This is a genomic window from Chimaeribacter arupi, assembly GCF_002858805.1.
GTDB classification, from domain to species: Bacteria; Pseudomonadota; Gammaproteobacteria; order Enterobacterales; family Enterobacteriaceae; genus Chimaeribacter; species Chimaeribacter arupi.
The window spans coordinates 121,608-142,926 of record NZ_PJZI01000007.1 but is presented as its reverse complement, the minus strand read 5'-3'; the positions used below and the strand labels follow the sequence as shown (position 1 = coordinate 142,926).

Annotated in this window: 16 protein-coding genes; 13 read left to right on the top strand and 3 right to left on the bottom strand. The window is 55.5% G+C overall.

Features of this window, described 5'->3' with window-relative positions; all coding sequences use genetic code 11:
• Positions 1-299: 299 nt before the first annotated feature.
• The 3 genes from actP to acs are packed head-to-tail and all read right to left on the bottom strand — an operon-like array spanning position 300 to position 4,274.
• Positions 300-1,952: a cation/acetate symporter ActP gene (gene actP / locus CYR52_RS06470; protein ID WP_101828215.1), complete on the bottom strand. Its 1,653-nt coding sequence runs from the start codon at positions 1,950-1,952 to the stop codon at positions 300-302.
• Positions 1,949-2,260 (bottom strand): DUF485 domain-containing protein, encoded by a 312-nt coding sequence (locus tag CYR52_RS06465; RefSeq protein WP_072926941.1) that lies wholly within the window; start codon positions 2,258-2,260, stop codon positions 1,949-1,951. Before CYR52_RS06465 ends, actP begins: the two co-directional genes overlap by 4 nt.
• A gap of 52 nt (positions 2,261-2,312) precedes the next feature.
• Positions 2,313-4,274 carry an acetate--CoA ligase gene (gene acs, locus CYR52_RS06460; RefSeq protein WP_072926942.1) on the bottom strand — a complete coding sequence of 654 codons (1,962 nt, stop codon included), beginning with the start codon at positions 4,272-4,274 and terminating at the stop codon, positions 2,313-2,315.
• 878 nt (positions 4,275-5,152) lie between these two features.
• On the opposite strand from acs, the gene gltP reads away from it, so the two are divergent.
• The 13 genes from gltP (at position 5,153) to csy3 (ending at position 21,308) form a co-directional block, all read left to right on the top strand.
• Positions 5,153-6,469: a glutamate/aspartate:proton symporter GltP gene (gene gltP, locus CYR52_RS06455; RefSeq protein WP_072926944.1), complete on the top strand. Its 1,317-nt coding sequence runs from the start codon at positions 5,153-5,155 to the stop codon at positions 6,467-6,469.
• A 149-nt stretch (positions 6,470-6,618) separates the two neighbouring features.
• Positions 6,619-7,656: a dipeptidase gene (locus CYR52_RS06450; RefSeq protein WP_072926946.1), complete on the top strand. Its 1,038-nt coding sequence runs from the start codon at positions 6,619-6,621 to the stop codon at positions 7,654-7,656.
• Positions 7,657-7,877: 221 nt separating this feature from the next.
• Positions 7,878-7,949, top strand: a complete 72-nt coding sequence (gene pqqA, locus CYR52_RS06445; RefSeq protein WP_071822147.1) for a pyrroloquinoline quinone precursor peptide PqqA — start codon at positions 7,878-7,880, stop codon at positions 7,947-7,949.
• A gap of 58 nt (positions 7,950-8,007) precedes the next feature.
• Positions 8,008-8,919, top strand: coding sequence for a pyrroloquinoline quinone biosynthesis protein PqqB (gene pqqB, locus CYR52_RS06440; RefSeq protein ID WP_072926949.1), 912 nt, complete (start codon positions 8,008-8,010; stop codon positions 8,917-8,919).
• Positions 8,920-8,928: 9 nt separating this feature from the next.
• Positions 8,929-9,696 carry a pyrroloquinoline-quinone synthase PqqC gene (gene pqqC / locus CYR52_RS06435; protein ID WP_072926950.1) on the top strand — a complete coding sequence of 256 codons (768 nt, stop codon included), beginning with the start codon at positions 8,929-8,931 and terminating at the stop codon, positions 9,694-9,696.
• Positions 9,693-9,974, top strand: coding sequence for a pyrroloquinoline quinone biosynthesis peptide chaperone PqqD (gene pqqD, locus CYR52_RS06430; protein WP_072926952.1), 282 nt, complete (start codon positions 9,693-9,695; stop codon positions 9,972-9,974). Before pqqC ends, pqqD begins: the two co-directional genes overlap by 4 nt.
• Positions 9,967-11,100: a pyrroloquinoline quinone biosynthesis protein PqqE gene (gene pqqE, locus CYR52_RS06425; protein WP_072926953.1), complete on the top strand. Its 1,134-nt coding sequence runs from the start codon at positions 9,967-9,969 to the stop codon at positions 11,098-11,100. Before pqqD ends, pqqE begins: the two co-directional genes overlap by 8 nt.
• Before the next feature lie 7 nt (positions 11,101-11,107).
• Entirely contained in the window at positions 11,108-13,492 is a 2,385-nt protein-coding gene (pqqF, locus tag CYR52_RS06420) for a pyrroloquinoline quinone biosynthesis protein PqqF (protein ID WP_101828213.1), read from the top strand.
• A 231-nt stretch (positions 13,493-13,723) separates the two neighbouring features.
• A complete protein-coding gene (gene cas1f, locus CYR52_RS06415) occupies positions 13,724-14,698 on the top strand; it encodes a type I-F CRISPR-associated endonuclease Cas1f (protein WP_101828212.1) in 975 nt (324 codons plus the stop codon).
• Positions 14,695-17,970 carry a type I-F CRISPR-associated helicase Cas3f gene (cas3f, locus tag CYR52_RS06410; RefSeq protein ID WP_101828211.1) on the top strand — a complete coding sequence of 1,092 codons (3,276 nt, stop codon included), beginning with the start codon at positions 14,695-14,697 and terminating at the stop codon, positions 17,968-17,970. Before cas1f ends, cas3f begins: the two co-directional genes overlap by 4 nt.
• 72 nt (positions 17,971-18,042) lie before the next feature.
• Entirely contained in the window at positions 18,043-19,350 is a 1,308-nt protein-coding gene (gene csy1, locus CYR52_RS06405; protein WP_101828210.1) for a type I-F CRISPR-associated protein Csy1, read from the top strand.
• The gene (gene csy2 / locus CYR52_RS06400) at positions 19,347-20,297 is read left to right on the top strand and encodes a type I-F CRISPR-associated protein Csy2 (RefSeq protein ID WP_101828209.1); all 951 of its coding nucleotides are present in this window, start codon (positions 19,347-19,349) and stop codon (positions 20,295-20,297) included. The genes csy1 and csy2 overlap by 4 nt, the downstream gene beginning before the upstream one ends.
• 12 nt (positions 20,298-20,309) lie before the next feature.
• On the top strand, positions 20,310-21,308 hold the full coding sequence (gene csy3, locus CYR52_RS06395; protein ID WP_101828208.1) for a type I-F CRISPR-associated protein Csy3: 999 nt from the start codon (positions 20,310-20,312) through the stop codon (positions 21,306-21,308).
• Positions 21,309-21,319: the final 11 nt, after the last annotated feature.

Here is a 21,319-nt window from a genome sequence, read left to right as displayed (position 1 = left end):
CAGAAGTGAAACGCCGTAGCGCCGATGGTAGTGTGGGGTCTCCCCATGCGAGAGTAGGGAACTGCCAGGCATCAAATCAAGCACGAGGCCATCCGCAAGGATGGCCTTTTTGCTATGGAAAAAAGAGTGTGTTCATTTGAAATACCTTTTTTGGGTGTTTTTCTATCAACACGCCTAACGGCTCACCCCCTTATTTCTTTAAGCATGGCTGTATTTAGCGCCGTTAAAGGTAACAAGGCATAAAAAAGCCACCGCATCGGGTGGCTTTGGTCCTACATACATCTTTGTGCTCAATGTTTTTAATGCTGCACGCCCTGCGAAATACCTACACCGGTCTGAGAGCGAACAAATTGTGAGAAGAACCGGGCGCGTTCCTGTCTTCCTTGTTCCGAATGGTCAGTGATGGAAAACAGCCAGGTCCCCACAAAGGCAACGATCATAGAGAACAGAGCGGGGTACTCATAAGGGTAGATAGGCGTCGCATGGCCAAGGATCTGCACCCAAATCGTCGGCCCCAGAATCATCAGAATAACGGCTGTTAACAGCCCCAGCCAACCGCCAATCATTGCACCACGGGTGGTCAGTTTAGCCCAGTACATCGACAATATAATGATAGGGAAATTACAGCTTGCCGCGATGGAGAAGGCTAGCCCTACCATGAAGGCAATATTCTGTTTTTCAAACAGAATACCCAGCCCTATTGCCACTACTCCCAGAATCACGACGGTAATTTTAGAAACCCGCAATTCATCATGTTCAGTTGCTTTCCCTTCTTTGATCACGCTGGCGTACAAATCATGGGAAACCGCTGACGCACCTGCGAGGGTCAGGCCGGCAACCACGGCCAGTATGGTGGCAAACGCAACGGCCGAGATAAAGCCGAGGAAGAAGTTCCCGCCAACGGCATTGGCCAGATGAACAGCTGCCATATTGGTGCCACCGAGCAGTGCGCCGGTCGCATCTTTAAAGGCAGGATTACTGCCGACCAGGAAAATTGCGCCAAACCCGATAATAAACGTCAGGATATAGAAGTAACCAATAAAGCCGGTCGCGTAAAACACGCTTTTGCGTGCCTCTTTGGCATCATGCACGGTAAAGAAGCGCATCAGGATATGAGGCAAACCGGCAGTACCAAACATCAATGCCAGGCCGAGTGACAGCGCAGAGATAGGATCAGAAACCAGCCCGCCAGGGCTCATGATGGCAAGGCCTTTAGGATGAACTCTGATGGCTTCTGTGAACAGCGTGTTGAAGTCAAAGTTTACAGACTTCATGACCATCAGCGCCATAAAGCTGGCCCCGGACAGCAGCAGCACGGCTTTGATAATCTGCACCCAGGTTGTGGCCAACATGCCGCCGAACAGCACGTACATCACCATCAATATCCCGACCAGTATCACTGCAACATGGTAATTGAGGCCAAACAGCAGTTGGATCAATTTCCCGGCGCCCACCATCTGTGCGATGAGATAAAGCGCCACAACCACCAGTGACCCACAGGCAGAAAGGGTACGGATTGGTTTCTGCTGGAGCCGGTAGGAAGCGACATCCGCAAAGGTATAACGCCCCAGGTTACGCAGGCGTTCCGCAATTAAGAACAGAATAATAGGCCAACCAATCAGGAACCCAATCGAGTAGATTAGCCCGTCATACCCTGAGGTATACACCAGGGCTGAAATCCCCAGGAAAGAGGCCGCTGACATAAAATCACCGGCAATAGCCAGGCCATTCTGGAAACCGGTGATCCTGCCGCCGGCGGTATAGTAATCCTGACGGGAGCGGGTACGTTTGGACGCCCAATAAGTGATGTAAAGCGTGGCGCCGACAAACAGCACAAACATGATAATTGCCTGAATATTCAGGGGCTGTTGTTGCACGTCACCTGCCACACGAGCGGCAGCAAGAGAAGGCAGGGCAGACAACGCCAGCAAGGTTAAAAGCCGGATTTTCATGGCTTCACCTCACGCACAATTTCATGCGTCAGGCGGTCAAACTCGCCGTTGGCACGGTAAACGTAGATCCCGGTCAGTACAAAAGAGATAACGATCAGACCAATGCCAACCGGGATACCGCGGGTTATTACTGTATCGTCAGAAAGTGGCGTGCCCAGCCATTGCGGATCAAAGGCAATCAGCAGAATAAAACAAACATACAGGGCCAGTGTAATGAGCGAAAGCAGCCAGGCAAAGCGGCCGCGTTTTTGCACCAATTCCCTGAAGCGCGGGTTCCGTTCAATCCCTTGATAAGTAGCATCATTCATCGCAATCTCCTGTGAGGCATTGAGTGAGAACACCGCGCTCAGGCGGTGTAAATTACGGTGTGACGTTCATTGATTGTTTTTCTTCCAATAACTTCTCTACGACACCAGGGTCGGCCAGGGTCGAGGTATCTCCAAAATTGGTGGTATCACCGGCCGCAATTTTGCGCAGTATGCGCCGCATAATTTTGCCGGAACGGGTCTTCGGTAAGGAATCTGTCCAATGCAGGATATCGGGCGTAGCGATAGACCCTATCTCTTTGCGTACCCAGTTACGCACTTCGGTATAGAGCTCGGGCGTCGGTTCTTCGCCGTGATTCAGCGTGACATAAGCGTAAATTGCCTGTCCTTTGATGTTATGCGGGATCCCTACCACGGCCGCTTCTGCGATTTTCGGATGGGAAACCAAGGCAGATTCAATCTCTGCGGTACCCAGGCGGTGGCCGGAAATATTCAGCACGTCATCAACGCGGCCGGTGATCCAGTAATAGCCGTCCTCATCCCGGCGGGCACCATCGCCGCTGAAATACATATTCTTAAACGTAGAGAAATAGGTCTGCTCGAAACGCTCATGATCGCCATACAGCGTACGTGCCTGGCCCGGCCAGGAATCGGTGATCACCAGGTTACCTTCACAGGCACCGGATTGCGGATTGCCTTCGTTATCGACTAATGCAGGCTGAACGCCAAAGAAGGGGCGGGTCGCGGAGCCGGCTTTCAGCTCTGTTGCGCCCGGCAATGGGGTAATCATGAAGCCGCCGGTTTCGGTCTGCCACCAGGTATCGACGATCGGGCAGTTATCGTTACCGATTTTATGGTAATACCACTCCCAGGCTTCCGGGTTAATCGGCTCACCGACCGATCCCATAATGCGCAGCGACGTGCGGGAGGTGCCTTCAATCGCCTTATCTCCTTCGGCCATTAATGCGCGGATGGCGGTAGGGGCGGTATAGAGAATATTGACCTGATGCTTATCAACCACCTGGGCCAGGCGGTTAACGGTCGGATAATTGGGTACGCCTTCGAACATCAGCGTAATGGCACCACAGGCCAGCGGGCCATACAGCAAATAGCTGTGGCCGGTCACCCAGCCGACATCGGCGGTACACCAATAAATTTCACCGGGATGGTAATCGAACACATATTTAAATGTCAGGGCGGCATACACCAGATACCCGCCGGTGGTATGCAGCACCCCTTTAGGCTTGCCGGTCGAGCCGGAGGTATACAGGATAAACAGCGGATCTTCAGCCTGCATCTCTTCCGGCGGGCATGTATCCGGAAGATCGGCAATAACCTCATGCCACCAGAGGTCACGCCCGGCTTGCCAGTCACCCTGTTTACCGGTGCGGCGCAGCACGATACTGTGAGTAATGGAGGTCACGCCTGGGTTTTTCAGCGCATCGTCCACGTTTTTCTTTAACGGGATCGTCCGGCCGGCCCGCAGTCCTTCGTCAGCGGTAATCACCAGTTTGGCGTTGGAATCGATAATACGCCCGGCGACGGCGTCCGGTGAGAATCCACCAAAAATGACGGAGTGCACGGCACCAATACGGGCGCACGCCAGCATGGCAACGGCCGCTTCCGGTACCATCGGCATATAGATGGCGACCACGTCTCCTTTCGTGACGCCTAATTTTTTCAAGGCATTGGCGAAACGGCAGACGTCCTGATGCAATTCACGGTAGGTCAGGGTTTTACCCGCTTCCTGTGGGTCATCCGCTTCCCAGATGATAGCGGTCTGATCGCCTCGTTCTGCAAGATGACGATCCAGGCAGTTGGCGGCAAGATTCAGTGTACCGTCTTCAAACCAGCGGATATCAACATTACCGGGTGCAAAGGATGTATTTTTAACTTTGCTGTAAGGCTTTATCCACTCGAGGATTTTGCCGTGCTCGGCCCAGAAGGCCTCCGGGTTTTCAACAGACTGTTGATAATACTGGTGATATTGTTCTGGATTGATCAGGGCATGTTCTGCAATAGCAGCAGGGATCGGGTGCTTATGAATCTGGCTCATCGTCATTTCTCCTTGAAGTTGTTAATAGTATGTCAACCATAAGTTAATTGTAGTGTGCCTTGGTTCTTTGTTCGCTTTTTGGGCGACAGATCACGCAACACGTAACTTTTTATGAAATAGCTGAGAAATTAATCACTTCTGAAGAAAAAAACGTCACGCCTGACGGTGACAAAAGGGCTTGAAAACGGCTTGCATTCGCGTCAAAAAGAGAAGAAATAGTGCATAAAAGCCAATAACACGCACAGAAAGGCAAAATGGCTTTTATTTAGCTTCAGCCTATTGGTTATATAGGTTGAACAATAGAAGCCCTGCACAATGTTTTTGCGCGATTCCCCGTGTCGCCCTGAAATAGCGAAACCGGCACAGAAAACGCAGGGGGTTATTGCCGGGAAAAGAGATAAAGAACCGGGTGACGCTTATTTAAAACAGGAACAAAGCGGGTAAAACAGAGGGATAAAACGGAAACATCCTATTCCCCTGTTAAAAAAGAGGAATATTAAGCCGGTTAATTATTAACATCCTATAAACATAATGCTGACCAGGTCTGAATAATTATTGAGCAAAAGGCCAATTTTTTTCAGCGGCGATTTTAGGCGCTTTTCCTATGGCATTGTGAATTATGACAAAATTAAAACAAGAAATAACATAAACTTATGGCGACACCTTCTGAGCATAGGTTTTATGTATGGTTGTTTTGCGCAAATTGCATACAAAATCAACGCTTGCAGGAAGACGGTGCAAAATGATACTGATTTACCCGGCTTGCATCTGACGGGAAGCTGCAATGCTCATCTCATTAACTATAGCCCGTATGCAATGATTAAGTTCTCTTTTCCCCTTATTAAAAGGAGAAAGGAGGCTTTGAGGACTTTTTCGGTATGAGAAGTGTTAAAATCAGCCTCGCCTGGCAAATCCTGATCGCATTAGTATTAGGTATTATCGTTGGTGCTGTATTACATAACCAGACAGAATCTAAAGACTGGTTAATTGATAATTTTCTTAATCCGGCCGGAAATATCTTTATCCGCCTGATTAAAATGATTGTCGTGCCTATTGTTATCTCGACGCTGATAGTAGGTATTGCGGGTGTCGGTGATGCCAAAAAGCTGGGCCGCATCGGATTGAAAACCATTATATATTTTGAAGTGGTCACGACAGTTGCTATTGTGGTGGGAATTACACTGGCTAATGTTTTTCAACCCGGTCACGGTATCGATATGTCGACGCTGGCAGTGGTCGATATTTCACAATATGAGAAAACCACGGAAACTGTGCAAACCGGCGGCCATAGCCTGGTGAACACGATCCTGTCGCTAATTCCGTCGAACATCTTCGCATCGATGGTAAAAGGCGACATGTTGCCGATCATTTTCTTCTCTGTTCTGTTTGGCCTGGGCCTTTCTTCCCTGCCGGCAGAAACCAAAGAGCCGCTGCTGAAAGTATTTAAAGCAGTGTCAGAGAGCATGTTTAAAGTCACTAACATGATCATGCGTTATGCACCGATTGGTGTATTTGGCCTGATTGCCGTGACGGTAGCGAACTTTGGTTTTGCGTCATTATTGCCGCTCGCCAAACTGATGCTGCTGGTTTACTTTGCGATTGTGTTCTTTGCCCTGGTGATTCTGGGCGGGATTGCACGGCTGTGTAAACTGCGCATTATGACCTTAATCCGTATTTTGAAAGATGAGCTGATCCTCTCCTATTCTACCTCCAGTTCGGAAACCGTTCTGCCGCGTATTATTGAGAAGATGGAAGCCTATGGCGCGCCAAAAGCGATTACCAGCTTTGTGGTGCCGACCGGCTATTCCTTTAACCTGGATGGTTCAACGCTCTATCAAAGTATCGCCGCTATCTTTATTGCACAGCTCTACGGCATTGACCTGTCGCTCGGCCAGGAAGTTATTCTGGTCCTGACGCTGATGGTGACGTCAAAAGGGATCGCGGGCGTACCGGGCGTCTCCTTTGTGGTTCTGCTGGCGACCCTCGGCAGTGCCGGCATTCCGCTGGAAGGCCTGGCCTTTATTGCCGGGGTTGACCGCCTGCTGGACATGGCGCGTACCGCACTGAACGTTGTAGGGAATGCCCTGGCCGTGCTGGTCATTGCGAAATGGGAAAACCAGTTCGACGAGAAAAAAGCGGCCCGCTATGAAAAGCGGATGCTGATTGAAAAAGCGCGTGAGCTGAAACAATCCTGATTCAGGTGACGTGAAAAAAGGGAACTGCCCAGGCAGTTCCCTTTTTTATTGGGGATCTTTTGTTGCATAACTAAAGACTTTCTTACTTGCACGGTTTCCGACCTTTCCGTATAACGAGGCAGATCCCCCTTTTTGCACACTGAATTCCTATGAATAACGCGCACAGCTTGCCGGTGTTTGACGGGCATAACGACCTTTTGCTCAGCCTCTGGCTGCATCATGATGAACACCCTGGCCGGGCCTTTGTCGAGGGGCCGCTGAAAGGGCACCTGGACTTGCCGCGTGCGCGCCTGGGCGGGTTTGCTGGTGGGCTGTTTGCGGTGTTTGTGCCGCCCGCGGACTATGCCGCACAGATGAAACCCGCCATCGCTGACGCCCCGCACGACCCCCTCGGCATTACCCGCCGCCAGATTGCCATCCTCCATCAGATTGAAGCGGAATCGGCCGGCCAGGCCAGGCTCTGCCGCTCGGTGCAGGAGATTGAACAGTGTATCGGGCAGGGCGTGCTGGCGATGGTGCTGCACATTGAGGGCGCCGAAGCCCTGGATGATGAACTTGCCTTGCTGGACGAATTCTATGATGCCGGCGTGCGCAGCATCGGGCCATTCTGGAACCTGCCGAACCAGTTTGGTGTCGGCATCAGCGGCGGTTTTCCCGGTTCACCAGACAGCGGCGACGGGCTGACGCCGGCAGGCAAGGCGCTGCTGCGAGCCTGCAACCGTAAGCGGATCATGATTGATGTGTCGCATATGAATGAGAAAGCATTCTGGCAGACGGCGGATATCAGTGATGCGCCGCTGGTGGCCACCCATTCCAACGCCCATGCACTGTGCGCCCAGCCCCGGAATCTCACGGATAAGCAACTGGTCGCGATTCGTGACAGTGATGGGCTGGTCGGGGTGAACTTCGGAAATGCGTTCCTGCGCGAAGACGGGAAACGTGATGGAAACACGCCGATAACAGAAATCGTCAAACATCTGGATTACCTGATCGCTACACTGGGCGAAGACCGGGTAGCCTTCGGTTCTGATTTTGACGGCATCAGCGTTCCCGATGAACTGGGTGATGTCACCGGGCTGCCCCGGCTGTTACAGGCGCTGGCTCAGGCGGGCTATGGCCGTGAACTGATTGAAAAAATCACCTGGCGTAACTGGCTGCGGGTACTGAAACGCACCTGGGGCGGCTAAGCCCGGCGGGTGTTGCCTGATGATAGCCACGGCGTATTAAGGGTTGATAAACCATTTACATTAGAGCAACATCAGCGCCGCTAAATCGTTGCGGCCCGGCAACACGCCGGGTTGACCTGCCAACAGGTTTTATCCCTGCTGAATTTGACAATCCGCGTATTGTTTGCCGCAATAAGTTAAGCATTGATTGAATGCTTTTTAACATCCAGAGGATAACCACCATGTGGACTAAACCTAAATTTGTTGACCTGCGTCTCGGCCTGGAAGTGACTCTGTACATCTCCAACCGTTGATCCTTATGCCCACGGCCTGGCTGTGGGCATCTTCTTTCTTTCCCTTCTCGGTCTACACATGCAGATTAAAGTTCTCGGTTCTGCGGCAGGCGGCGGCTTTCCGCAATGGAACTGCAATTGCCGGAATTGCCAGGGTGTACGCGAGGGCACGCTTAAGGCGTCGCGCCGTACACAATCTTCCATCGCTGTCAGCGACAACGGCAAAGAGTGGGTGCTGTGCAACGTCTCGCCTGACATCTGCCACCAGCTCGCGGCCTCGCCCGAACTCAATAAGCCTGAAGTGCTGCGCGGCACCGGCATCGGCGCGATTATCCTGACCGACAGCCAGATTGACCACTGCGCCGGGTTGCTTAACCTGCGTGAGGGCTGCCCGCACCATGTCTGGTGTACGCCGGAAGTGCACGATGATCTCACCACCGGGTTCCCGGTATTCACCATGCTTTCCCACTGGAACGGCGGCCTGATTCACCACGGCATTACCCCGCATGAGGCGTTCACCACGTCTGCGTGCACGACGATCCGCTTTACCGCCATCCCGTTGCTGAGCAACGCGCCGCCCTATTCGCAATACCGTGGTAAACCGCTGCCCGGCCATAACGTGGCCCTGTTTATTGAAGACACCGCCAGCGGCCGCACGCTGCTCTATGCCCCAGGGCTGGGCGAACCGGATGACGCGCTGCTGGGCTGGATGAAAAAAGCGGATTGCCTGCTGATTGACGGCACCCTGTGGCGTGACAATGAACTCGCAGATACCGGCGTCGGCCGCAACACCGGCAAAGATATGGGTCACCTGGCCCTGTCGGAAGAGACCGGTCTGGCGGCGCTGCTGCGTACCTTGCCGGCCAAACGCAAAATCCTTATCCATATCAACAATACCAACCCGATCCTTGATGAAGATTCCGCTGAGCGCCACCTGCTGACGCAGCAGGGCATTGAGGTCAGCTGGGACGGTATGACGATTGATCTTTAGGTAATGACAATGAATCCACAACAGACCTCCGCGCAACTGATGACGCCGCAAGAATTTGAGCAGGCGCTGCGTGCCAAGGGTGCGTATTACCACATTCATCACCCTTACCATATCGCGATGCATAACGGCCAGGCGACGGTAGAGCAGATCCAGGGCTGGGTCGCCAACCGGTTCTACTACCAGACCAGCATCCCGCTGAAAGATGCCGCCATCATGGCGAACTGCCCGCACCCGGAAACGCGCCGTAAATGGGTACAGCGCATTCTCGACCATGACGGCAGCCAGGGCCAGGAGGGGGGCATTGAGGCGTGGTTACGGCTGGGTGAAGCCGTGGGCCTGAAACGCGAGGTGCTGTTGTCGGAGGAGCGGGTATTGCCCGGCGTGCGTTTTGCCGTGGACGCCTACGTTAACTTCGCACGCCGCGCCAACTGGCAGGAAGCCGCGTGCAGCTCGCTGACCGAGCTGTTTGCGCCGCAGATCCACCAGTCACGCCTCGACAGCTGGCCACAGCATTACACATGGATTGACGCTGAAGGTTACGGCTACTTCCGCAGTCGCCTGAGCCAGGCTAACCGCGATGTTGAGCATGGACTGGCGCTGGCGCTGGAATATTGCGACACCGTAGAGAAACAACAGCGTATGCTGGAGATCCTGCAATTCAAGCTGGATATCCTCTGGAGTATGCTGGATGCGATGACCATGGCGTATGCGCTGAACCGCCCGCCTTATCACACCGTGACGCAGCAACCCGTCTGGCACACAGAGAGACTCGTATGATCGAGATTAACGTACAAAGCACCCCGGTTTTCCGCCGCGGGTATCGGCTGCAATGGGAAAAAGTGCAAGATTGCCATGTGATCCTGTACCCCGAAGGCATGGCGAAGCTCAATGAGAGCGCCACCGCCATTTTGCAGCTGGTGGACGGCAAACAAACCGTCGCCGAGATCATTGCCGCGTTGGACGCGCGTTTTCCTGATGCCGGAGGGGTAGGTGAAGATGTGAAGGAGTTCTTCATCAGCGCCTATGAACAAAAGTGGATCATGTTCCGTGAGTGAGTCCAAACCACAGGTCAACCCGCCGCTCTGGTTGCTGGCGGAGCTGACATACCGTTGTCCGTTGCAATGCCCGTACTGCTCCAACCCGATCGATTTCGCGAAGCAGGAAAAAGAGCTGACCACCGAACAGTGGATTGAGGTGTTCCGCCAGGCGCGCGAACTGGGCAGTGTGCAGCTTGGTTTCTCCGGCGGCGAACCGCTGGTGCGTAAAGATCTGCCGGAGCTGATCAAAGCCGCGCACGATATGGGGTTCTACACCAACCTCATTACCTCGGGCATCGGCCTGACCGAGAAGAAGCTGGTGGCGTTCAGTGACGCCGGGCTGGACCATATCCAGATCAGTTTCCAGGCCAGCGATGAAACGCTGAATGCCGCGCTGGCCGGTTCGAAAAAAGCGTTCCAGCAAAAGCTGGAGATGGCGAAAGCGGTGAAAGCGCAGGGCTACCCGATGGTGCTCAACTTTGTGCTGCACCGGCACAACATCGACCAGATCGACCGCATCATTGAGCTGTGTATTGAACTGGAAGCGGATGATGTGGAACTGGCGACCTGCCAGTTCTACGGCTGGGCGCACCTGAACCGTGAAGGGCTGCTGCCGACGCGTGAACAAATTGCGCGGGCCGAGGCGACCGTGCAGGTGTACCGCGAGCGTATGGCCGCCAGCGGCAATCTGGCCAATTTGCTGTTCGTCACACCAGATTATTACGAAGAGCGCCCGAAAGGCTGCATGGGCGGCTGGGGCGCGATTTTCCTCAGCGTGACGCCGGAAGGTGACGCGCTGCCGTGCCACAGCGCCCGCCAGTTGCCGGTAAAATTCCCGTCGGTGCTGGAACATAGCCTGGAGCACATCTGGTATGACTCCTTTGGCTTCAACCGTTACCGGGGCTATGACTGGATGCCGGAGCCGTGCCGTTCCTGCCCGGAGAAAGAGAAAGATTACGGCGGTTGCCGCTGCCAGGCGTACATGCTGACCGGCAACGCGGATAACGCCGACCCGGTCTGCTCCAAATCACCGCACCACGGCAAAATTCTGGCGGCGCGTGAAGAGGCCAACTGCACTACGATGAAAATCGACCAGCTGACCTTCCGCAACCGTGTTAACTCCCAGCTGATCTTCAAGGTCTGATCTCCGGATGCATCAGGCGCGCGCCACGCTGCAACTGCCGAATGGCTTGCAGGTTCATCTGATCTGCCGGCCGGAGGCGACCCGCGCCGCGGCACTGGTGCAGGTCGGCGTCGGCAGCCACGATGAACCTGACGCGTGGCCGGGGCTGGCGCATTTACTGGAACATCTGCTGTTTGCCGGCAGTGACGGTTTTCAGGGCAGCGACCGGCTGATGGCCTGGATACAGGCAGCGGGTGGGCGGGTCAACGCCACGACGCTGGCGACTGCCACGGCCTTTTTCTTTGAGGCCGGTGCGCAGCAGCTCGAACCGGGGCTGGCGCGGCTGGTGGATATGCTGGCCTCGCCGTTGCTGACGCCGGAGGCGCAACAGCAGGAAACCGCGATCATTGACGCCGAATACCGCCTGCTGCGCACCCACGCAGAGACGCTGCGTGCGGCCGCCCTGATGCAGACGCTTGACGGGCCGCCCGGCCTGCACCGTTTTCATGTCGGCAGCCTGGCGAGCTTTGGCAGCGATCCTGACGCCCTGCAACAGGCGCTACGGGATTATCACCAGCGCTTCTACCACGCTGCGAATATGACGCTGTGGCTGCAAGGCCCCGGCACCCTGGACGAACTCTCCCAGCTCGCACACCACTACGGTGAACAGCTGCCCACCGCTGACGTGCCGCATTTCCCGGTCGCGCAGCCGGTCACACTCGCCGCCCGGCGTAACCTGGCGGTGAATGTCCGTGGCGTACCACACGTGCAACTGGCATTTTTGCTGCCTTCCACGGTTCCGGCGACGGCATTGACCCTATTCCGGCAGTGGGTGACGGATGAAGCGGGGCAGGGGCTGCTCGCGACCCTGCGCGCCCGCGGCCTGTGTGATGAGGTACAGGTATTGATCGCCTATCGCTCCGCTGAGGCGTGGGTGATATCACTGGCGTTCAACGGCGGTGGCCTGCAACTGCCGATGCATACAGAGATCGAGGCGTTGTTTCACTCATGGCGGCAGGCATTGGTGCCGCTCTCTGATACGCACCTGCACCACTACGCGCAACTGGCGCGCCGTCAGGCTGACCAGCAGACGCCGCTCGATCACCTGCGCGATCAGGCATTTGGTTTCCCGCCGATGGGTGAGATCGACGCGGCCTTTATCCGCGGCTGGCAACAGTTGCTTGCGCACCTGACCCCGGCGCAGATGGCCAGGGTGTGGGCCGCACCGGATGTGGAAGGCGAGACGGTATGCGTACAGGGATTCCCCCTTGTGCTGACGGCGTTTACGCCTGCCGCGCCACCGTTGTTCAGCGCGCCGGTGTGGCGCTTCCATCCGGTTCCCTATGACGACGTTCCTACGGCGCTGCCCGCCGCGTCTGTGCCGCTGCCGCATCTTCATCCCGCTGACAGCGAGGGGATGCTGCTGCTGCGCCCGGCAGCGGGCAGCGATCTCTCGGGGAGCTGGGGCCATACCGTTCGTTGCGCCTTGCAGACGCTGGCGGGGGATATGGCCCACCGGGGCGGTGAGCTGACCTTTGCGCGCTATCAGGGCATCTGGCTGCTGACCTGCCGGGGCAATGCGGCGGCGCTGTCTTTCGCGTTGCATCACCTTACGCACACGCTTGGGCATCTACCGGCAAGTGTGATGGCGCAGGGCGCGCGAGCCGCCAGAGAGGAGCGTGAAGCACAGCGCACCGACATCCCGGTGCGGGCATTGTTGAGCCAGTTACCGTATGCACTGTCCGCGTGCCCGGATGAGCAGGGCGTATTCCCAACACACTGGGCAGCGAGCCTCTACGGCGGCGATCCGGCATTGCATCGCCGGCTTTCTCATCTGCTGGCTGCGTTTCCCGGCACGCTGAACGCGCCATCTGCCCTGGCTCCGCCTGCAAAACCACCTGCTCGCCGGGAATGGACGATCACCTCAGAGAGCCAGGACCACGCACTGTTAATCTTCTGCCCGCTGAGCAAGGTTACCGCCACCACGCTGGCCGCCGGGCAACTGCTGGCGATGTTTTACGAGCCGCGGTTCTTCCAGCGGTTACGGGTCGAGATGAATATCGGTTATGTGGTGAGCTGCCGCTTCCACCATAGCGCTGACCGCCCCGGCATCCTGTTTGCCCTGCAATCCCCGCACCTGACAGCCGCGCAACTGCTGCGCCACACCCACGACTTCCTCAACAGCATAACCGCCGAACTTGCCGCATTACCGGCAGACGCCCTGGCCTCCCATCAGGATGCGCTGCTGGCGCTGCAACACCCGGCAGACGACCTCACCGACCGCGCCTGGTCGGCGTGGAAAAACCTCCCTCTTACGGAAACGGCTATCCGCCGGTTGGAGCAGACCCAGCTGCTCAACGCCCATAAAACACTTATCAGCCGGCACAGGGATTGGGTAGTGCTAAGCCATTAAGGAAAGCAAAAAATTATTCTTGCCTTTAAATTATTTGGTTAATGAATATATACACATTTACTTATTGTTTTCTTAATCGGAGTAAATGCGCCTTTTATTGCCGAAATGCTGTCTACGTATCGGTATAAAAATATCTTTCTGATTCCGCTCTCATTATCATCATTGCTGCATTGCCCTGGCGACTCGCTAAAAAGAGTATTTCATTACGTTCTTATTAGACGAGTCTCCATTATGTCGACTGCATTAATTACCCCGTCCGATCTGAAAACCATTCTGCATTCTAAACGTGCAAACATTTATTACCTGCAATACTGCCGGGTATTGGTCAATGGCGGACGTGTGGATTACGTCACTGACGAAGGAAAAACGTCGCTGTACTGGAACATCCCTATTGCGAACACCAGCGTTGTGATGCTGGGAACCGGCACCTCCATCACACAAGCCGCTATGCGTGAATTTGCACGGGCCGGAGTCCTGGTCGGGTTTTGTGGCGGGGGCGGGACACCGCTGTATGCAGGGAATGAAGTCGATATTGATGTTTCGTGGCTAACCCCCCAAAGCGAATACCGGCCTACCCAGTATCTACAGCAGTGGCTCTCTTTTTGGTTCGATGAGGAAAAGCGCCTTCTGGCTGCCCGCCGTTTTCAGCATATCAGGCTCAGGCAAATTGAACGTTGCTGGCTGGGAAATGGGGGGCGGCGTGAAACCCATTTCAAACCGGAAGAAGCCCAGTTACGTGCTTTGCTGCACCGTTATCGTCAGGGAATTGAACATGCAGGCTCTCATACTGATATGTTGTTACAAGAAGCCCAATTGACCAAAGCACTCTATAAACTGGCTGCTGAAACGGTGCAGTATGGGCGCTTCAGCCGGGCAAAGCGCGGTGCCGGGACTGACAGCGCAAACCAGTTTCTCGACCATGGTAATTACCTGGCTTATGGGTTAGCCGCGGTGGCTGCCTGGGTAACAGGTATTCCTCATGGGCTGGCTGTATTACATGGTAAAACCCGGCGTGGTGGGCTGGTGTTTGATATTGCCGATCTCGTTAAAGATGCGCTGGTTTTACCCCATGCGTTTATTGCCGCAATGGAAGGCGAGGATGAACAAACATTCCGCCAACGCTGTATCTCCGGCTTTCAACAGGCAGAAGCGCTGGATGTGATGATTGCCTCATTGCAGGAGACCGCAGAGGTATTGGCATCATGAATATTCTGTTGATCTCACAATGCAGTAAACAGGCGCGTACAGAAACGAGCCGTATCCTGGATCAATTTGCAGAGCGTAAAGGGGACAGGACCTGGCAGACGGCCATCACCCTGGAGGGCGTCAATACATTACGACGCCTGTTACGTCGTAGCGCCCGTAGGAACACGGCGATTGCCTGCCATTGGCTGAAAAAAAACGGCCAGAGTGAGCTTCTCTGGATTGTGGGTAATGCCCGCTGTTTTAATATACAGGGCACGGTGCCTACCCATTACACCACACTGGATATTTTACGCAGCCAGCGAGAGAACGCCTGGAGCTGTACTGAAGCGATTGCGTTGCTGGCTGCACTTGCCGGGCTATTTCATGATTTTGGAAAAGCGGGTTACCTGTTCCAGTACAATCTGTGCCACGCCTCAGTACGTCGTTATCAGCCATTTCGCCATGAATGGCTCTCGGTACGGTTATTCCAGGCGTTTGTCGGTGAACAACATGACAGTGAGTGGCTGGCGTTATTACACCACCCCGATCGTATTGATGAAGAGGCGATCCTTGCGCGCCTGAAGAAAGATCGGGTGAAACCCGCTCTCGATCCCAACGATCATACTGCGCCGGCCAGCCCTTTTTGTGGGATGACGCCATTGGCACAAACGGTGTGCTGGCTTCTGCTGTCACACCACCGGTTGCCGCATTATCCGGGAAGGAACCCGCCGGATATGGCTGAGAGCGCAGCATGGCTGGAGCAACAGCTTGATGCCTCCTGGAATGCCCTTAATCATTTGGCCGGGTGGACAGAAGCGGATTTCGACAGTGTCTGGACCTTTCCACACGGATTACCGTGGCGCAGCGCAGCCTGGGGCAATAAAGCACATCAACTGGCGAAACGCGCCCTGAACTCCGGCGCGTTAGCGGATTTCGCCCGGCTTGATGAGGCGTTTGTTCCCCATCTGGCCCGGCTGGCGCTGATGCTGGCAGATCACCACTACTCTTCGCAGCAAACGTCTGCGCATTGGCAGGATGAACACTATCCGGTCTGGGCCAATACTGACCGCGCCACCGGCCGGCTGAAGCAGCAGCTGGATGAGCACTGTGTCGGGGTCGCGCACCATGCTTTGCTGTTGGCTCGCGTACTGCCCGGTATCCGGCGGCAACTGCCGGCGATTGCCCGGCATAAAGGCTTCCGTGAGCGGGCCGCGGATGTACGCTTCCAGTGGCAGAATAAAGCCTGGGAATGCTGTGCCGGGCTGCGGGAACAGGCACAGCAGCAGGGTTTTTTCGGTATCAACCTCGCGTCTACAGGTTGCGGTAAGACATTCGCCAATGCCCGTATCATGTATGCGCTGGCGAATGAGCAGCAGGGATGCCGGTTTACGGTGGCACTGGGCCTGCGAACACTGACCCTCCAGACAGGGCAAGCGCTGCGCGAGCGCCTGCATCTTCAGCCGGATGATCTGGCCGTTATGATTGGCTCGTCCGCTGCCCGGGAGCTTTATGAACAGCAGCATCCGGAGCCGGATGACAATAGCCTGTCAGCCCAGGCACTGTTTGGAGAGCACCAATATGTGCATTACGATGGCGCGCCCGATAACAGCCCATTGCAGCACTGGCTGCAGAAAGACCCCAAACTCAAACAGCTGATTAATGCCCCCGTGCTGGTGGCGACGATTGATCATTTGATGCCGGCGACGGAAGGCACCCGCGGCGGCAAACAGCTTGCCCCTATGCTGCGGTTGCTGACCAGTGATCTGGTGCTGGATGAGCCGGACGATTTCGACCTGGCTGATGAGTACGCCCTGTGTCGCCTGGTCAACTGGGCCGGTATGCTTGGCTCGAAAGTCGTGCTCTCCTCGGCAACATTACCCCCTTCTTTGGTACAGGCGCTTTATATTGCCTATGGCAAAGGGCGTAAGGCTTACCAGCACGCCATCGGTCAGCCACAGGATATGGCGGTTTGCTGCGCCTGGTTTGATGAGGATAAGGTTAAGCCGGGCTGTTTTGGTGATTATGAGAAGTTTCTTGAGGCTCATCAGGATTTTATAGCTGCTCGCGTTGCGCGTTTACGCAATAAACCGGCAGTGCGGCAAGGCAGCATTATCCCCGTCAAGGCCGCCGGCCGTTCTGTGCCGGAGGTCATTACAGCGGTAGCCACCACATTGCATGAGGCCATGCTGTCTCTCCATCATGCGCACCATGAATGCCATGAGCACGGTAAAAAGGTCTCCCTGGGGCTGGTGCGTATGGCAAATATTGATCCGTTGGTGGCGGTCGCCAAAGCATTGCTGCAATGCCCTTCACCACCGGGAACGCATATTCATTATTGCGTCTACCACAGCCATCACCCGACAGGGATACGCTCCCATATTGAACAGCATCTGGATCGTGCCTTTGACCGGCGTGAAACAGACGCACTCTGGAAATTGCCGGAAGTTAAGCGGGCCTTGGCCAGCTCAACAGACGAAAATCACCTGTTTGTCGTACTGGCAACGTCTGTAGTAGAAGTTGGGCGTGACTGGGATGCGGATTGGGGCATTCTGGAATGTAGCTCGGTTCGCTCGATGGTTCAGTTTGCCGGGCGCATTCAGCGCCACCGCAGGCGGGTGCCTGATTCCCCCAATATCTTCATCCTCAATAAAAATCTGCGTGCCTTGCGTCGTACCCATCCTGGGCAAGCGGTCTTCTGCCTGCCTGGCTTTGAGAACCCACATTTTCGTCTGACAAGTGACGACGTGAATGACGTATTGCATGAGGAGGAGTATCGCGTCATCAGTTCTCTCCCGAGGTTGATCGAACCTCCGGCACAACGCAGCCCATACAGCAGCCTGACCGCGCTGGAGCACCAGCACACCCGCGAGGTGTTATTAGGCCGTGGGCAGGGCAAGCTCTCGGCGGCGCTCTGGTGGCGCCAGCCACTGCACTGGAATGATGAGTTGCAACGTCGTACCCCTTTCCGCCGCACCTCCCCTGAAGAACAGTTCTTTTTACGTATGGAGGAAGAATATGACACGCCGGGATTTTATTTTCGGGATGACGGCCCCAGCGGCTGGAAAGAAGCAGGGTGCTTTAACAGGGCAGAGGTCGAGTTTGCTGCCGGTGTCAGTGCCTGGGTAGAAACGGATTACCACGCAGTATGGCTGGCGCTGGCTGAACAAAGCGATCTGTCACTGGAAGAGGTAAGCACGCGCTATGGCGAACTCTCCCTGATGTGCAGCCCAACGGAGGCACCGCAGGCATGGTGTTTTCATCCGCTTTTAGGGGTATTCCGCGCCCTCGATTGAGGTCGGGAGTGAGTCAGCGCAAACGATATTTTCATTACTCACGTTCATAGCAAATTAAATGGCGGTGAAGAGATGGACATCACTTCATGGATCAATGACCGGAAGCAGAGCAAACTCGCGGCCTTCGACAAAGACGCGAAAAAACGGCGTGAGGCAGCCTCAGCGGCAGACCTGAGCGCACTTGACCAGGCCCTTGCCGAGGCGCGGCGGGAACTGGAACTAAAATATGAACCCCGTACCTGGCTGACGAATGCCGCGCAACGCGCCGGGCAAATCAGCCTGGTGACACATGCGGCGAAATATACACATGGCGACGCGCAAAGCAGCAGCCTCTATAGCTGCATCCGCCAGCAGGAGGGCTACCTGTCGACGGCCTCATTGGCGGCACCCTCTTTGGATGCGGTAGGCAATGCCGCGGCGCTGGATGTGGCAAAACTGCTGCAAACCCGGTTTGGGAAAGATTCTTTGCTCGACTGCCTGCGCCGCAAAGAGTATTCACTGCTCGCTGAGCTGGCAGAAGATAGTGAGCAGTTAGCTGCCTGGGTAACCGGTTTTTCCCGGGTGCTTGATACCGGCCAACCCACGTCCCATACGCTGTCCAAGCAGATCTACTTTCCGGTGGGTGATGGTTACCATCTGCTCAGCCCCTTGTTTTCCTCCTCATTAGCGCAAGCACTGCACCAGAAAATCGTTGCGCAGCGTTTCAGTGAAGAGAGCAAAGCTGCCCGTCAGGCCCGGCGCAATAAACAGTGGCACCCATTGCCGGTGGTCTCCTTTCCCAATACCGCTGTGATGAATTTTGGCGGCACCAAACCGCAAAATATCTCTGCACTTAACAGCAGCCGCGGCGGCCGGATGTGGCTGCTCTCGTCTCAACCACCGCAGTGGCAGGTGCAGGAGCGAAAGCCACTGGCTATCACCTCGCTGTTCGCCCCTAAAGGGCCATTTGAGTATTTAACAGCTAATACGCTCACAAGCTTCACCGCACTCCTCACGCACAGCGGCAACTATAACAACGCTGCCATCAAACGTCGCCGTGAACACTATGTTGATGAGTTGATTGATCTTTTGTTCAACGTTGCTGCGGGTATTCAACGGCCCGAGTGGTGCAACTGGACAACAGAGTCCTCCTGCCTTCTTAGGCCTCATCAGGCGCTCTGGCTTGATCCGTGGCGTACCCAGGATGACCCGGCATTCGCGCTGGATCGGGAACGGGGTGACTGGCAAGCCGCCGTGGCAGATGACTTCGCCCAGTGGCTGAACACGCAGTTAAATGCCGCAAAATGTGCAGTGGGGATGGTTGAACGCAAAGCGTGGCGCACGCAATGCCAACAGCGTTTACGTGAAATGGAACACGTCATCAAGGAGGCACAATCATGAGCCGGTGCATTATTTTGCCGCGGTTGCAGGTGGAAAATGCCAATGCAGCCACAGGGCTGACCTGGGGATTTCCGGCTATCACTCAGTTCCTCGGGTATGCACACGCGCTGTCACGCAAACTTCAGCAGAGCCACGGCATCACGCTGGAGGGCTGCGGGGTCATCTGCCATCACCATCAGGTTCATGCCTATAACGCGGGTGGGGATTACCAGTTTGTATTGACCCGCAACCCGTTGAGTAAAGAGGGCAAGACCGCGTCAATCAATGAAGAGGCGCGGATGCATCTCACCGTATCGCTGGTCATGAAGTGCCGGGGCACGCTTGCCAACGGTGATACCGGTTTAGCGTTGCTGGCTGAGCATTTACAGGTGCTGTGCCGGCAACAGCGGTTGGCTGGGGGCACGGTGGTCAGTATGGGCAAGGTGCAGGTACGCAACCTGGCGGACGATGAAAGGGTCAGCGCACTGTTCTGGCCGCTGATGCCGGGCTTTGCGCTGGTCGACCGTTCGCCCTGGCTGGCACAGCATTGTTCAGCAAAACAGGCACTGGAGCCGCAAACCGACATGCTGGATGCCTGGCTCGACTTCGCTGCGCTGAAGCTGGCACCGCATACCGGGGAGGGCATATTACCGGAGCCCGGCGCGCCCGCCGAATGGCGTTATGAGCCAAAACCTTATGCCGGTTACCTGGTGCCGTTGATGACCGGCTATCAGCGTATCTCGCCGTGCTACGCCCCAGGTGACGTAGCGCGGACCCGTGACCCGGCAACCCCTTTCTGTTTTGCCGAAGCGGTATATGGCGTGGGGGAATGGTGCGGTCTGCACCGGATCCACTCGCTGGATGAACTGTTGTGGCGTTATCACACCACGGAGACAGGTTACTACTGCTGCGGGGCGCAGGCCGCCATTGAGGCAGAAGATTGTACTTATGATGATGATCACTTTTAAAAGGACGCAAACATGGCAAAGGCACCTGTTGATATCAAAACGGCGTCAGTACTGGCATTTGAACGCAAACTGGCGACGTCCGATGCGCTGATGTTCTCCGGCCTCTGGCAAGGGGCAGAGTGGCAACCTATTCCTGTTCAGGAAAAAGCAGTACGGGGGACCATCTCTAACCGCCTGAAAAATGCGGTAACCAGCGATAACGCCAAACTGGATAATCAGATCCAGCACGCTAACCTGCAACGAGTGGATGTGGCTGCACTACCGGCAGACGCGGATACCCTGAAAGTCAGCTTCACCCTGCGCGTGTTGGGCAACCTGGCCGAGCCTTCAGTATGTAATGACCGGCGCTATCAGGACGCTTTACAGCAAATTATTACCGGCTATATCGATGAACAGGGTTTTAGCGAACTGGCGAAACGTTATGCCGCCAATCTGGCCAATGGCCGTTTCCTGTGGCGCAACCGGGTCGGTGCCAGACAAATCCGGGTGGTGGTCACCGGGAGTAAAACCTGGGAGTTCATGGCGCATGACTATTCCCTACGGGCATTTACGCCCGCAGACGCCACGCTGAGTGAGCTGGCGGATGAGATTGCCGCCGGGCTGCGCGGCGAGCGTTTTGTCCTGTTACAGGTGGCTGCGTATGCCCATTTGGGGGAGGGGCAGGAGGTGTTTCCTTCCCAGGAGTTGGTGCTTGATAAAAGCAGCAATAAAAGCAAAGTGCTGTACCAGGTGAATAACGTGGCGGCGATGCATTCCCAGAAAATAGGCAATGCGCTTCGCACTATTGATACCTGGCACCCGCAGGCTGGCACATTAGGGGCGATTGCTGTTGAGCCGTATGGTTCTGTGACCAGCCGCGGCATTGCCTGCCGGCAACCTAAAGAGAAGATGGACTTCTATACGCTACTGGACCGGTGGGTCATCCGTGGCGAGCAGCCGCCAACAGAGCAGCAGCACTATGTCATGGCAGTGCTGATTCGTGGTGGTGTCTTTGGTGAAAAAGCCGATTAAGGAGAATGGCG

Excerpts from the sequence above, each read along its gene's own strand:
- csy3 (WP_101828208.1), top strand. The coding sequence starts at position 20,310 with ATGGCAAAGGCACCTGTTGATATCAAAACGGCGTCAGTACTGGCATTT.
- gltP (WP_072926944.1), top strand. The coding sequence starts at position 5,153 with ATGAGAAGTGTTAAAATCAGCCTCGCCTGGCAAATCCTGATCGCATTA.
- csy2 (WP_101828209.1), top strand. The coding sequence starts at position 19,347 with ATGAGCCGGTGCATTATTTTGCCGCGGTTGCAGGTGGAAAATGCCAAT.
- acs (WP_072926942.1), bottom strand. The coding sequence starts at position 4,274 with ATGAGCCAGATTCATAAGCACCCGATCCCTGCTGCTATTGCAGAACAT.
- pqqF (WP_101828213.1), top strand. The coding sequence starts at position 11,108 with ATGCATCAGGCGCGCGCCACGCTGCAACTGCCGAATGGCTTGCAGGTT.
- cas3f (WP_101828211.1), top strand. The coding sequence starts at position 14,695 with ATGAATATTCTGTTGATCTCACAATGCAGTAAACAGGCGCGTACAGAA.
- pqqC (WP_072926950.1), top strand. The coding sequence starts at position 8,929 with ATGAATCCACAACAGACCTCCGCGCAACTGATGACGCCGCAAGAATTT.
- pqqD (WP_072926952.1), top strand. The coding sequence starts at position 9,693 with ATGATCGAGATTAACGTACAAAGCACCCCGGTTTTCCGCCGCGGGTAT.
- actP (WP_101828215.1), bottom strand. The coding sequence starts at position 1,952 with ATGAAAATCCGGCTTTTAACCTTGCTGGCGTTGTCTGCCCTGCCTTCT.
- cas1f (WP_101828212.1), top strand. The coding sequence starts at position 13,724 with ATGTCGACTGCATTAATTACCCCGTCCGATCTGAAAACCATTCTGCAT.
- csy1 (WP_101828210.1), top strand. The coding sequence starts at position 18,043 with ATGGACATCACTTCATGGATCAATGACCGGAAGCAGAGCAAACTCGCG.
- pqqB (WP_072926949.1), top strand. The coding sequence starts at position 8,008 with ATGCAGATTAAAGTTCTCGGTTCTGCGGCAGGCGGCGGCTTTCCGCAA.
- CYR52_RS06465 (WP_072926941.1), bottom strand. The coding sequence starts at position 2,260 with ATGAATGATGCTACTTATCAAGGGATTGAACGGAACCCGCGCTTCAGG.
- CYR52_RS06450 (WP_072926946.1), top strand. The coding sequence starts at position 6,619 with ATGAATAACGCGCACAGCTTGCCGGTGTTTGACGGGCATAACGACCTT.